10 protein-coding genes are annotated in these 13,735 nt (G+C 65.7%); all 10 read right to left on the reverse strand.

What is annotated here, in order from left to right:
- Window positions 1-1,376 (reverse strand): hydantoinase/oxoprolinase family protein (locus WBQ44_RS01480; RefSeq protein ID WP_495564966.1); only part of this gene is annotated, 1,376 nt, incomplete at its 3' end.
- A 250-nt stretch (window positions 1,377-1,626) separates the two neighbouring features.
- The gene (locus tag WBQ44_RS01485; RefSeq protein ID WP_495564967.1) at window positions 1,627-2,265 is read right to left on the reverse strand and encodes an SRPBCC family protein; all 639 of its coding nucleotides are present in this window, start codon (window positions 2,263-2,265) and stop codon (window positions 1,627-1,629) included.
- The gene (cutA, locus tag WBQ44_RS01490) at window positions 2,262-4,733 is read right to left on the reverse strand and encodes an aerobic carbon-monoxide dehydrogenase large subunit (RefSeq protein WP_495564968.1); all 2,472 of its coding nucleotides are present in this window, start codon (window positions 4,731-4,733) and stop codon (window positions 2,262-2,264) included. Before cutA ends, WBQ44_RS01485 begins: the two co-directional genes overlap by 4 nt.
- Window positions 4,730-5,368: a (2Fe-2S)-binding protein gene (locus tag WBQ44_RS01495; RefSeq protein ID WP_495564969.1), complete on the reverse strand. Its 639-nt coding sequence runs from the start codon at window positions 5,366-5,368 to the stop codon at window positions 4,730-4,732. The genes cutA and WBQ44_RS01495 overlap by 4 nt, the downstream gene beginning before the upstream one ends.
- A gap of 2 nt (window positions 5,369-5,370) precedes the next feature.
- Window positions 5,371-6,282 carry an FAD binding domain-containing protein gene (locus WBQ44_RS01500; protein ID WP_495564970.1) on the reverse strand — a complete coding sequence of 304 codons (912 nt, stop codon included), beginning with the start codon at window positions 6,280-6,282 and terminating at the stop codon, window positions 5,371-5,373.
- A gap of 81 nt (window positions 6,283-6,363) precedes the next feature.
- Window positions 6,364-7,833, reverse strand: coding sequence for a uracil-xanthine permease family protein (locus WBQ44_RS01505; RefSeq protein ID WP_495564971.1), 1,470 nt, complete (start codon window positions 7,831-7,833; stop codon window positions 6,364-6,366).
- A 128-nt stretch (window positions 7,834-7,961) separates the two neighbouring features.
- Window positions 7,962-9,623 (reverse strand): helix-turn-helix domain-containing protein, encoded by a 1,662-nt coding sequence (locus WBQ44_RS01510; RefSeq protein ID WP_495564972.1) that lies wholly within the window; start codon window positions 9,621-9,623, stop codon window positions 7,962-7,964.
- Between the two features lie 32 nt (window positions 9,624-9,655).
- Entirely contained in the window at window positions 9,656-10,771 is a 1,116-nt protein-coding gene (locus tag WBQ44_RS01515; protein WP_495564973.1) for an XdhC family protein, read from the reverse strand.
- Window positions 10,772-10,910: 139 nt separating this feature from the next.
- A complete protein-coding gene (locus WBQ44_RS01520) occupies window positions 10,911-12,287 on the reverse strand; it encodes an amidase (protein ID WP_495564974.1) in 1,377 nt (458 codons plus the stop codon).
- 23 nt (window positions 12,288-12,310) lie between these two features.
- Window positions 12,311-13,735, reverse strand: a 1,425-nt coding sequence (locus WBQ44_RS01525; RefSeq protein WP_495564975.1) for a helix-turn-helix domain-containing protein, incomplete at its 5' end; no start/stop codon positions are given.

A 13,735-nucleotide genomic window follows, 5' to 3' on the forward strand; every position in this document is an offset into this window, starting at 1 on the left:
CCACCGAACGTGACGAGGGTGAAATCGCGTACGTCGAGTCCGCGCTTCACCGAAATCTGGCGCAGTGCGTTGGCCTGGTTCCAGGCGGACACCTCGAGGATGCCGGTTCCGCATGCCTCTACTTCGAGCGAGAGCTGATGCGCCAGCTCTTCGATGCCCTTGCGTGCCAGGTCGGTGTCGAGGGGAATCTCGCCGCCGAGCAGGTGGGGAGGTATCCGGCCGAGCAGAACATGGGCGTCGGTGATGGTCGGAGCGGAACCACCGTTGCCGTAGCACATCGGGCCGGGATCGGCGCCTGCCGAGTGCGGTCCGACGCGCAGCGTGCCCTCGGGCGTCATCCACGCAATGGAGCCGCCGCCGGCACCGACGGTGACAACGTCGATCATCGGGATCTTCGACGGGTAATTGCCGACGCGTCCCTCGGTGGTCAAGGCGGGTTCGCCGCGCACCACGACGGTGACGTCGGTGGAGGTGCCGCCGCCGTCGCAGGTGAGGACCTGTTCGACGCCTGCTGCGCTGGCCACGAGGGCTGCGCCGAGGGCGCCGGCCGCGGGACCGGACAGAACCGTCGTGATGGGCTGGTGAACAACCTCTTTGGCGGACAGAACGCCGCCGTTGGACTTCATGACGTAGAACGGAACGTCGCGAGCGTCGCCCGATTCGGTCGCGAACTCGCGCAGGCGGTTTGCGATGTTGTTGACGTAGCTGCGGATGTTCGGCTTGACCGCGGCGTCGACCAATGTGGTGATGGCGCGCTCGAACTCGCGGTATTCGCGCAGAACCTCGGTCGAGATGCTGACGGTCGCCTCGGGGTACTCCTCGAGCAGAATGTCGCGCACGCGCTGCTCGTGATCGGGGTTGGCGTAGGAGTGCACGAGACACACGCCGAGCGTCTTGACGCCCTCGGTCTTGAAGAACTGTGCCGCGGCGCGAACGTCGTCGTCGTTGAGCGGGCGGATCTCTCTGCCGTCGAACGACAGTCGACCACGGATGGTCCGTACGCGGTGCGCCGGCACGATGCGGTCGGGTTTGACCCAGAAGTAGGAGTTGCCGTAGCCGTCGGGAACGGACTGCCGCGCGATCTCGAGCACGTGCTCGTATCCCTCGGTGGTAATGAACCCGAGGTTCTCGACCTTGCCTTCGAGCAGCTTGTTGGTCGCAACGGTGGTGCCGTGGCTGACTGCGCTGAGCGAATCGCCGGAGACACCGAGCTGACGGAGCACCTTGTCGATACCTGTCAGGAACCCCTCGGCCGGATCGCTGGGGGTGGAGGGCGTTTTCGTGGTGACCATGGCACCGGACTCCTCGTCCACTGCCACGACATCGGTGAATGTACCGCCGGTGTCGATGCCGACCCGAATCTTTCTTGGCTCCACGGTTCCTCCTTGAATTGGGTTCGTAGCCTGGCTTCGTTCGTAGGCGTCGAGTCCGTTGGTCGGATCGGTGGGTGCCTGACGTGTACTCATATTCGACCCGTTCGCGGCGCCAGTATCTTTGTCACAAGGTGCCAAACTCCGGCCCCACATTTGAGCTCCGCCCGCTCTGCAGAACCTCGAAACTTGGCACATGAACGCAGAAGGCCGCCCACCCGAACACAGGTGAGCGGCCTTCTGCTCGAAAACAGATCTACCTACGAGCCAAGAACCCACCCAGCGCGACGCCGGCCAAGGCAATGCCTGCGCCTGCGAGTGCCGCGATCAACGCATTCTGTACGGGCTGCGGTGCAGCCGCAGCAAGTGGTCGACCAGCTGAGGCGGGAAGAGGAGCGGGGGCAGCAGTTCCCGATGAACTTACTTCCGCTGCTGCAGCGGCAGCCTCGGGAACACCGTTGGCGATGACGCCGTCGAGCCCGTTGAAGAACACTCCGGCCATTTTCTTGGCGACACCGGTGATCATACGCTGACCGACCCCGCCGACCATGCCGCCGACGACGGCATCGGCGTCGTAACTGAGCAGTGTGCCGCCGCCCTCGATGGGCTCGAGCTTGATGGTGACATCAGCGCGAACAGTGCCGGGCGCACCCGCACCGGAGGCAGTCATCACGAACGAGTCGGGCCGATTCTGCTGGGACAGAACCACTTCACCGTCATACGTGCCCTTGATCGCGGCAACGCCGGCCGTGACCGAGAGCTTGTAGTGGTCGTCGGACAACTGCTCGAGCGACTGCACGCCGGGGATCGTTGCAGCCAGCACGCGGCCGTCCTGCATGCTGTCGTACACCTCGGTGGGAGGTGCGGTCAGCGTTGCAGTGCCTGCGATTCTCATGAGTTCTCCTGTAGTGCTGAGTGAGTGAGCCGTAGCTCGAACAGGTCGGATGGGGAGATGGGCATCGAGGTGATCGGGAAGCCCTCGGCGTCTTCGACCGCTGCCGCGATGACCGCGGAGGTGGGGATGACGCCCGCTTCGCCCGCGCCCTTCATCCCGAGTGGGTTGAGTCCGGACGGGGTGACGGTGTGGTCCATCTCGATGGTGTCGGGAACCTCGGTGACGAATGGCATGAGGAAATCCATGAACGACGCGTTGAGCAACTGCCCGTGCTCGTCGTAGACGATCTTCTCGTACAGCGCACCGCCGATACCCTGGGCGACGCCGCCGTGAATTTGACCTTCGACGATGCGGGGGTTGATGACATTGCCGCAGTCGTGCACCACGGCGTACCGCTCGACGTAAATCTCTGCGGTCACGGGGTCGGTTTCCACGATGGCGGCGTGGATACCGGATGCGAACGTGGAGCGGGGAGGGGAGTAGTAGCCGGTGGCTTCGAGCCCCGGCTGCTCGCCCTCGGGGACCGGTGGAATCGACATGTCGGTGTCCATCTTGGCGAAGCCGGTTGCCTGCCTGGACTCCTTGTCGAACGCATAGCGAAGTGGATTCGACAGTACGGCAACGACTCCGAGCGAGATCGAGGTGCCCTCGGCTCCGGGCTCGGTGCCGACCTTGCACACGTATCCACCGCGCAGTTCCAACTCTTCCGGAGCGAGGTCGAGGGTCCGGCCGGCGATCATCTTGGCCTTCTCGGCCACCATCTGAGCAGCCACATGGAACGCCGACCCGGACATGACTGCGCCGCGGGAGGCGAACGTGCCCACTGCGTAACCGAACCGCCGGGTGTCGCCGGTGGTGATCTCGACGTCGGCGATCGACACCCCCAGATCATCGGCGACGATCTGGGCGAACGTCGTCTGATGTCCCTGACCCTGTGTGGTCAAGCCGGTCGCGCCCTTGATCTTGCCCGAGTTCTCGATGAGAACGTGCGCGCCCTCGTACGGGCCGGGGCCGGTTCCTTCGACATACGCGCCGACGCCGATACCGACGGTGCGTCCCTCGGCGGCAGCCTGCTTTTTGTATTCGGCGAAGCCGTCCCAGTCGATGAGAGCCTTGAGCTTGTCGATGCCGGCCTGGTAGTCGCCCGTGTCGTAGATCAACGGCCGGCCGTCCTGGAACATCAAACCGAAGTCGTAGGGCATCTCCTCCGGCCTGATGAGGTTCTTCTCGCGCACCTCCAACCGGTCCTTGCCGAGGTACTTCGCGATTGCGTCCATCGATCGTTCCATCGCGAAGACACCCTGCGGGCGCCCGGCGCCGCGGTACGGGATGACGATGACGGTGTTGGTGTAGAGCGAATATCCGTTGACGCGGAACGAGACCGGCTTGTACGGACCGAGCACCTGCGTCGCGGTGTTGATCAGCACGATGATGCCGTACGGCAGGTACGCGCCGTTGTCGTGCCAGACAGTGAAGTCGAAGGCCAACAGGCGACCGTCGTCGTCGAATCCGAGGGTGACCTCCTGGACCTGTGCACGCTCGTGCGCGCTCGAGATGAAATGTTCGCGCCGGTCCTCGACCCACTTGACCTCGTTCGAGATGCCCGCCCTGCCCAGCTGCCGCGCAGCCCACGTCACCATGACCTCCTCGGGCCACGGGTGCATGATCTTGACGCCGAAGCCGCCGCCGACATCGGGTGCGATGCAGTGAACCTTGTTCATTGCCATGCCGAGTCGCGCTGCGACGGCCGCGCGGACGGAGGTGGACGTCTGCGTCGACGACCAGAACGTCAACGTCTCCTCGTCGCTGTCCCACCGCGCGTAGACGCCCTTGCCTTCCATGGGCATGGCAGCGGACCGCTCGATGTCGAGATTCAGCGTCAACCGGTGCGGTGCCCGCGCCAATTGGTCGTCGATGTCGCCGAAGCCGTGCTGGAGATGCGCGGCCACGTTGTCCGGAACACCCTCGTGTACCTGCCGTGCCGCGACGCGGGCAGTGTCGATTCCCACCACCGGGTCGAGAATCTCGTAGCCGACGTCGATGGCCGCGCAAGCGTCCTCGGCCACGTACCGGCTTTTCGCGATCACCATCACGATGGCTTCACCGACGTGATTGACCTTGTCCTTCGCGAGCGGAAAACCGTTGCGGGGAGCGATGATCGCGGGATGCGGAATCAGCAGGGGCAGACCCTCGGCCATCTCGGCGGAGTCTGCCTCGAGGTCCTCGTAGGTGTAGACCGCGTGCACACCCGGCATGCCGAGGGCGTCGTCGATGTCGATCGAGGTGATCCGAGCATGTGCATGCGGCGAGCGGACGAACGCGGCGATGAGGGCGCCGTGCCCCAGATCGTCGAGGTACTTGCCTCTACCGCTCAGCAGTCGCGTGTCTTCCGAACGTGAGAGCGGCTGGCCGAAGAGGGGAGCGGTGTTGGTGGGAGTGTGAGGTGGGGCCGTGCGTGTGGTGCTCATGCTCGCCCCGCCCTTCCGCCGACAGGATTCGTCGTACCGCGGACCTTGCGATCGAGCGAGGCGCGGCTGGACTCGTCGTCCGGGCCGAGAGGGAACTCGCCTGCTCGCTCACGTTTGATTTCGGCTGCACGCAGCACGGACGCCTTGATGTTCTGGTAACCCGTACACCGGCAGATGTTGCCCGCGATGGCTTCGGTGGCTTCCTCCTGCGTCGGAGAATCGTTCTCCTCGAGGAATGCCGCAATGGTGGTGACGAATCCCGGTGTGCAGAAACCGCACTGAAGGCCGTGGCAGTCCTTGAACGCCTGCTGCACGGGATGCAGTGTTCCGTCCGGCTCGACGAGCCCCTCTACGGTGGTGACGGACTGTCCCTCCAGGCTGGCAGCCAGCATCAGGCAGGATCGAACAGGCTTGCCGTCGAGCAGAACCGTGCAGGCACCGCACACTCCGTGCTCGCAACCCACGTGGGTGCCGGTTTGGCGGAGGTGGTGGCGGATGGCGTCCGAGGCGAGGGTGCGGGCTGGGACGACGACCGACTGCTTCGTTGCATTGAGGGTGAACGTCACCTGTACGTGCTGTTCGCCCGTCTCGGCCTCGAGGTCGGACAGGTGCTGTTCGACATCTGTTGTCGTCATGATCAATTCACTCCGGAATCGGCGTGCAGCACGGTCTGACGGGTGGACAGTGCACCGTCGCGTGCGGCGGCCATCACCACCCTCGCGGTCAGTGCTGCAACGAGTTGGGATCGGTAGGCGGCGGTGGCGTGAATGTCCGCATCGGTCTCGATGCGCGCTCGTGCTGCCTCGGACAGGATGTTCCACAGTGGGTCTCGGTCGTCGGACACCGATGCACCACCGATGACATCGGTGTAATCGACTACCTCACCGAACTCACCGGCGGAGACATAGGTGACCTGGGCGCTTCGTACGGCCCCATCGGTCACTTCGACACGGGCAGCGACACCGACGAGCGCGTAGTCACCGTGGCGGCGGGCGATCTCGTCGATCGCCGTACCCACGCCGGGTCGAGCGGCAGGCACGGTGGCGCCGAGCGCGATCTCGTCCGTCTCCAGTGACGACTCCAACGGGCCGAGGAACAGGTCCTTCGCGGTGATCTCTCGTCGTCCACGCACCGACTGAACGGTGACGGAACCACCCAGCAACGCCAGCACGGCAGGCATTTCGGCCGACGGATCGGCGTGAACGATCGAACCGACGGTGGTCCCACGGTTCCTGATCGTGGGGTGGGCCACCAGGTGCAGCGCCCGTCCGAGCAGCGGCTGAAATTCCGCGGCTTTGGAGCTCGACGCGAGCGATGCGTGAGTCGTGAGCGCCTGAAACGTGACTCCCGAATCGGTCGATGCGGAGATGCCGTCCAGACCCTCGATGCCGGTGATGTCGATCAGATTGCCGGGTGCGGCCAGGCGCATCGACAGCATTGGAACGAGCGACTGCCCGCCGGCGAGGACCTTGCCGTCGACGTCCGCGAGTATCCGGCACGCCTCCTCGATCGACCGAGGTCGATGGTATTTCAGTGGCGAAGGTTTCATATCCCGATCCTGCCTGCCCGTGCTGTAAACCGTCTCGTCAAATAGTGACAACCGTCACCTGTGAAGTGTGGCAATCGCGCGTTATCGCGACGGCTTGAGGGTGTTCACCCCTCGGGTGTCCTCATCGTCTACAGGACCGGACGCGCGGCCGGTCTGCGTCACCGGCCGATCTGGCGTACGGGCTCCCAGTTTCACGTGGCCGGGTTTCATATGCGCAGGCGCGATGCGTGCACAGAGGTGGTAGAGACCGATCACGACGATGGTGCCCAGCGAGATGCCGCTCAGCGAGAACGAATCGCTGAAGTTGAGCGAGGTGTCGCCGATCGCGATGATGAGGCCTGCGGCGACGGGCATCATGTTGAGCGGGTTGCCGAAGTCGACGCCGTTCTCTCGCCAGATCTTGGCGCCGAGCAGCCCGATCATTCCGTACAGCACAACCGTGATGCCGCCGAGCACTCCGCCCGGGGTCGCCGAGATCAGCGCACCGAACTTGGGCGAGAACCCGAGGATCATCGCGATGATGCCTGCCGCGGTGTAGGCGGCGGTGGAGTACACCTTGGTCGCTGCCATGACGCCGATGTTCTCGGCGTAGGTGGTCGTCGGCGAGCCGCCGACTGAGCTGGCCATGACGGTGGCGATGCCATCAGCTGCCAGTGCGCGGCCCATCAGGGGATCGAGATCATCCTTGGTCATCTCCGCGACGGCCTTGACGTGTCCGGCGTTCTCCGCGATCAGCGCGATGACGCCCGGCAGGACGAGAACGATGAACGCGAGGCTGAACGACGGTGCATGGATTCCGACGACGCCGTTTGCTTCGTCGGTGAACGGCGGCAACCCGAACCACTGCGACGACTCGACACCTGACCAGTTGACGCGCAGGTGCTCGGTAATGGTGCCGGCGGTGGCGTCGTAGGACGTGATGGGACCGGATACGAGGTCGAGCACCCAGGACAGTGCGTAGCCGAACACCAGGGACAGCAGAATCGCGATTCGGCCCAGGAACCCACGCAGTGCAACGCTCATGACGACCAGAACCAACATGACCGCAAGAGCGACCCACTGATCCTGGGGCCAGTACGTACTGGCGACTACGGGTGCGAGGTTGAATCCGATGAGCATCACTACCGCGCCGGTGACGACCGGCGGCAACACCTTCACGACGACGCCACCGCCCATGAAGTGAATGGCGATGCCGGCCAATGCCAGAACGGCGCCGGCGACGAGGATCGCGCCGGTCACCTCGGCCGAGGTTCCGCCCTGCGCGCGAATTGCGGCGACGCCGCCGACGAAGACCGCCGAGGTTCCCAGGTAGCTGGGAATCCTGCCCTTGACCATCAGCAGGAAGAAGATCGTGCAGAACCCGGACATCAGGATCGCCAGCTGCGGGTTGAGGCCCATGATGATGGGGAAGACGAACGTGGCCCCGAACATCGACACCACGTGCTGACCGCCGAGGCTGATGGTGCGGCCCCAGTTGAGTCGCTCGTTCGGCGCAACGACGTCGCCCGGCTTTACGTTCTTACCGTCTCCGTGAATCTTCCAGATCGCCATAGCGAGCCTTTCTGGGGCAAATCGAACCGACATGGTTCGGGGATGGGTAAAGCATTGTCCAGCAACGTTACTGGCGTATAAAGCGGTCGTTACGAGCGCAATCTGCCAAGTGCGAGGCGGTCCGGCCGTCACATGTGGTGGTCGGTCCCGCGCATGGCCATGATCTTGAGTGCGAGAGAGAGGTCCAGGCGCAGATCGGGGCGATCTGTGAAGGGACCCAACAGTTTTTCGAGCTTCACGATGCGGTATCGCAGGGTGTTGTAGTGAAAATGCAACGCACGGGCGGTCTCTGCGATGTTGATGTTCGTCGCAAGCAACATCTCCAGAGTCCGTCGCATGTCTCGCGCTTCGTCGGTCTGCAGGGCGAGGTCGTGCAGGGTCTCCCGGGTGAACGATTCGAGCTCGCCGTCGTTTTCGACAAGACTCAGTAATCGGAAGACGCCGAGTTCGTCGAACGTGGTGACGGCCCAGTCCCCGGACACCTGGCGACCGACTTTCAGCGCAGTCCGGGCCTGGCCGTACATCCCCGGGATGTCCTCCACCGAGGTGCTGGGACGCGAAATGCCCACGGTGAAAGGCTGTCTGCCTCCGCCGCCGTCGCCGTGAACGCGTTCGGCGATATCGTGCACCGCGGCGACGGTATTGGGGCCCGCGCCCATGATGATGACGGTTTCGGTGCCCAGTGCGGCGATCGCGGCGCGCGGATCTCGTTGGGCCAGTGCGCCCGAAAACGCCGACATCTGCCGATCGACGACCGGCCTTCGGGCGGGCGCCCCGTCGTCGGTGTCGGTTTCACGGTGGGATGGGCTGTGGGCTATCGGTTCGATCGCGACCACGACGACGGGTCGGCCGATGTCCCAGCCGAAACGCTGCGCGTGCGCCACCGCGTGAGCGTGTTCGCCGCCTCGTCCCAGCAAGAGGTCACGGAGGAAGTTCGCTCGGTGCTTCTCCTCGATAGCGGACAGTGCGAGGTCTCGCGTGACCACCATCGCGAACACACCGGCGGCGGTGTCGGCGGCATAGAGGTCCGCTTCGGCGAGCACGCGCTGGGCGGAGAACAACGCCACTCTGCCGTGGTCGAGCCCGTTCGCCGTAATCGCGCAGACGGCCACCGAGCCGTGGCCGTTGCACCGAAGCCCCAGTCCGCCGTCGACGGAATCGGTGCGCAGCCTGCCTGTCGCGTCGAGGGCCGTGCTGCGGCGTAGCGCACACAGATCCGCGTCGTTGCCCGCCGTGGCGAGTTCTCGCCCGTCCGCCGTCGTGATCAGCACTGCGCCCCCGAGCTCGGCTGCTGTCGCCGACGCCAATTCTGCGACGCCGCCCGCGGCCAAGGTGACGTCGGTGAGCAACCGTCGCAGACGGTCGGACCGAAACCTCGCGTGCGCCTGCAGTGTCGACCGTTCACGGATGCCGGTGGCGAGCTCGTGATCGAGGTCGATCCGGCCGGTGATCGTGAGCAGCGGCAGTCCCAGTTCTTCGGCCACGACAAGTGCGTCGGAGGGCATCTCGGTGTCACCGTCGACCTGAACGACCATCCCTGCGGCGCCGGCATTCTGCGCACGGGACAGCATGGACGCCATGGCTTCCGGCATGTGCGCCAGAGCAACACTCGTCGTCGACAGGAGATCGCCCGGCCGCAGCCAGAACCGAAGACCGGAAGGATCGTCGACGTAGTTCACCCGCACCACCGCGCGAGAGAGACCTGCGTGGCCGGCGAGAACAGTCGCGGACGTGAAAAGACCTGTCGACATGACGCTTTCGACCGTGGGCGCCGCGTCGTCGACGGGCATCTTCGCTGTCTGCGTCGCCGTCTGCGTCGCCGTCAGCAACGCACAGCCGAACGTGCGTCGACACTCGTGGGGGCATCACGGTGGATCGGCCCGTCGAGCCGTCGCAGTTCGAGCCCGGTCGCGCGGCGGGACACCTTGAGAACCTCGGCCAGGATGGAAATCGCGGTCTCGGCCGGGTTGCTCGCCCCGATGTCCAGACCGATGGGGGAGTGCAGGCGGTCCAGCTCCACCTCCGTCACGCCGCGCCCGCGGAGGAGTTCGACGCGGCGAGCGTGCGTGGCCCGGCTCCCGAGGGCGCCGACGTAGACCGCGCTGGTGCGGAGCGCACGCTCGAGAAGCGGAATGTCGAACTTCTCGTCGTGCGTGAGGACGGCGATCACGGTGCGCTCGTCCACCGGTGCCGTCTCGAGAAAGGTGTGTGGCCACGCGACTACAACGTCGTCGGCATCGGGAAACCTGGCCCGGGTCGCGAACACCGCACGGGCGTCTACGACGGTGACGGCGTAGCCGGCGAAGGTGCCCAGGCGGCACATCGCGGCGGCGAAGTCGACGGCTCCGAAGACGTACATCCGGGGCGGCGGCCCGAACAGCTCGACCATGACGGCCCGATCGTCGTCGGTGGTCAAGAGGTTCAGGCCCGACTCGCCGGCCCGCACCGCGTCGAGCACCGGCGACCACGCGGAAGACCCGTCGACCAGGCCGCTGCGGTCGAGTGCGAATTCGGTTCCGATCACAGCGTGGCGCGTCGGGCGTCCGGTGCCGAGATCGGTCAGAACGGCCACCGGCGTGCCGGCGGACACGAGTGCGGCCATCTCGGCCAGGTCGGTGCACCCGTCGCCGTCGATAAACCTGACGAACACCTCGATGGTCCCGCCGCACGTGAGGCCGACGCCGATGGCATCGTCGTCTGCCACGTAGAACGTCTCGCTCCGTGCGCACCCGTCAGCGAGGACGTCTTTCGCGAGTTCGTACAACGCGCCCTCGATGCAGCCACCGGAGACGCTGCCGATCACCTGCCCGTCTGCGGACACGGCCATTGCGGCTCCGGCCGGTCGCGGCGAGGATTGCCAGGTACGTACGACCGTGGCCAGCGCGAACGGTTCGCGACGCAGCAACCATGGGGCCAGGTCGTCGAGGATGTCGCGCATGACGCCGCCCTTTCAACTGATGAAGTGATGGCCATCACGTTAGCGCTTCGCAATGTGTGAACAGGGGACGAACTTCGCCCAAATAGAGTGCGGCCGGTTGTAAGAAGTCGCCGTCGCGACCGATTGCGCGAGAGGCGAACTACGTGATAAGCCCGGCGACGGCGAGGGCATTGTGTTCCTGCCACGGCCGAGCGACGATCTGCACCCCGATGGGGAGCCCGCTCGCCGAGGCGCCGACGGGAACGACCACCGACGGCAGTCCCAGGATGCTGATCGCCCTGCTGCTCGCCAACGCCTCGGACCACGACAGTGAAGTGCCGTCGACGTCGAAGCTCGTATCGCCGAGTGGGGGAGCGAGGATCGACGCGACGGGGAGGATCAGAACGTCGCCCATCGTGGACAGGAACTCGTGCCGCAGTTCGGTGCGCTCCGCCCACATGGCCTCGACATCCGTTGCCGCCGTAGAGCGCACAGCGGCGAGTATCGCCCGGATGTTCTCGCTGAACTCGGCGGGCCCGTATTGTGCAATGTCGGTTTGGGTTTCGGCGGCGCGCATGCGGGTGAACAGGTCGTTGGCCCGTGCCAGCGCAGCGCCCTCGTATGCCCCGAGAGACCCGACGAACGGGCCGGTGCGCGAAGCGGCGTCCTCTACGGCGGCACGTATCTCCGCATCGACCGGGACGTTTCCTTCACCCCTCGCCCACCGGACATCGAGGTCGCCCACAGCCGCCTCGGCGGGGTCGACCCATCGGTACTGCGGCGACGACAGCACGCGAAGCAGCAGAGTCACGTCGTCGAGCGTGCGTGCCAGGGGGCCGATGGTCTGCACAGTGCCGTGCAGGGTCGCGGGGTTGGTCAGCACGCGGCCGTCGGCCATGACCCCGGGGTACTGACCGTCCGGATCGATGCGTCCGAGGGTCGGCCGGATCGAGCACAGACCCGTGCAGTGCGCGGGCCACCGGACCGAACCGCCGAAGTCCGTTCCAAGGCCGACAACGCTCATGCCCGACGCGATCGACGCGGACTCACCGCCGCTGCTCCCGCCGGGCGACAGCGGATTTCCGTCCGAGGACAGCGGATTGACGGTGTAGCCGAACACGTCGTTGTGGGTCAGTCCGCTCGCGCCGAACTCCGGAGTATTGGTCTTGCCGATGAGAATCGCACCCTCGGCTCGCATCCGGGCAACGGCGGGGGCGTCCACGCGAGGCACTTTGCCCAGCAACGCATGCGATCCCGCGGTCGTGCGTACTCCGGCCGTGGCGATGAGGTCCTTCACCGTGAACGGCACCCCTGCCAACTCCCCGACAGGCTCCCCGCGCGCCACGCGGTCGTCCATGTCGGCAGCGGCCGCTCTAGCGGACTCGGCGGCGACGGTGACGATTGCGTTCAGATCGCCGTTCGTTCGATCGATGTGAGCAAGATGCTGCTCGATCACCTCGCGTGCGGATACGGTGCCCGCCGTGACCGCTGCGGCGAGCGCCCGGGCGGTGGTACCGATCGAGTTGTACTCTGACACTGCGTTTCTCCTCGCGGTGGGCGTCACAGACCCTTCATCTCCACCACCCGAAGTGCGAGCGCAACGTCGAGACGCAGAATGGGATCGGTGGTGAACGGGCCGACGATCGACTCCAACTTGCCGATGCGGTAGCGCAGCGTGTTGTAGTGGAAATGCAATACGCGTGCAGTCTCGGCAACATTGCAATTGGTGTCGAGCAGCGCCTGCAGCGTCTGACGCAGGTCGAGCGCCTCGGCATCGTCGCCCGCGAGGGACCCGAGAACCTCACTCGCGAACGACTGCAACTCGGCGCCGTCGGTCACCAACGACAGCAAGCGGTGCACGCCCAGGCTGTCGAAGTGCGCCACCGACCCGTTGCCGCGCATGCGGCGGCCGACCATCACCGCTTTGCGTGCCTGGTCGTAGGCGCGGGGAATGTCGGCGACGGAATCGATGACCCGACTGACGCCCGTGCCGAACGAATTACGTCCGCCGCCCTTGTCGCCGGCAACAGACGCGATCAGATCTTCGACGACCTCGCGTTCGGTGCCGGGCTCGGCCGGCATGAGAGTGACCACCTCGTGGCTGAATCCGACGACGGGCGCTCGGCGGTCTCGGCGTCGAACGACCTGCTGCCAGGCCGCAGTCAGGCGCTCCTGCGGAAGGCGTCCGGAGACAGGGGGTTTCACCGATGTACCCACGGCCGCGTCGGCGACGTCGTCGAGCTGGGCGACAATGACGACCATGCTGCGGTCGACGTCCCAGTCGAGCTGAGCGCAGTACTCGATGATCTGCTCGGTGGCTTCGGCCGCACCGCCCAGCACGTCGCGCAGAAAGTCGCCGCGGAACTTCGACTCCACAGCGGAGACCGCGAGCTTCTTGATGACGGCCAGTGCGACGACCGTCGCCGCTCGTTCGAGTGCCTGCATGGTGACCGGGCCGAGTCGCCCGGCGTCGGCGACCGCGACGATGAGACCGTGGTCGGTGCCGCCCGCGATGATCGGCGCGACCGCGATACGGTCCCCGGCGCTTCCCGGCGCAGGCTGAAGTCCCTCGTGCAGACGCTCGGTGAGCAACCTGCCGGACGGGTCGAACAGCGGCAACGCGTCCAGTGCGGCGAGGTCTGCGTCCGCTCCCGCCGTCGCCTGCACTCGGCCGTCGGGAGTGCAGATGAGCACCGCTGCTTCGAAGAGGGTCGCCACCTCGTCGGCAATCTGGGGTAGATCCCCGCCTTCGAGCACGATGGACGTGAGCGCCCGATGCATCCGATCTGCAACGTCGAGCGCCCATGCCTGCCGGTCGACGAGATGGGTGAAGACCTCGGAGATGACCTCGTCGAAACCGACGTCGCGGCGGATCAGGAAGAGCGGGAAGCCGAGTCGGTCCGCGGCGTCGATCATCGCGGTGGGGACTTCGCCGAAGTATCGGCCCTCCTTGACGCCGAGCGCCGCGGCGCCGCGTTCGGCCAG

It is taken from the genome of Rhodococcus sp. (in: high G+C Gram-positive bacteria) (assembly GCF_049591685.1).
Classification (GTDB): domain Bacteria; phylum Actinomycetota; class Actinomycetes; order Mycobacteriales; family Mycobacteriaceae; genus Rhodococcoides.

Bases quoted from the DNA above. Each gene is read 5' to 3' on its own strand.
- WBQ44_RS01485 (WP_495564967.1), bottom strand. From the start codon at position 2,265: ATGAGAATCGCAGGCACTGCAACGCTGACCGCACCTCCCACCGAGGTG.
- cutA (WP_495564968.1), bottom strand. From the start codon at position 4,733: ATGAGCACCACACGCACGGCCCCACCTCACACTCCCACCAACACCGCT.
- WBQ44_RS01495 (WP_495564969.1), bottom strand. From the start codon at position 5,368: ATGACGACAACAGATGTCGAACAGCACCTGTCCGACCTCGAGGCCGAG.
- WBQ44_RS01500 (WP_495564970.1), bottom strand. From the start codon at position 6,282: ATGAAACCTTCGCCACTGAAATACCATCGACCTCGGTCGATCGAGGAG.
- WBQ44_RS01505 (WP_495564971.1), bottom strand. From the start codon at position 7,833: ATGGCGATCTGGAAGATTCACGGAGACGGTAAGAACGTAAAGCCGGGC.
- WBQ44_RS01510 (WP_495564972.1), bottom strand. From the start codon at position 9,623: ATGCCCGTCGACGACGCGGCGCCCACGGTCGAAAGCGTCATGTCGACA.
- WBQ44_RS01515 (WP_495564973.1), bottom strand. From the start codon at position 10,771: ATGCGCGACATCCTCGACGACCTGGCCCCATGGTTGCTGCGTCGCGAA.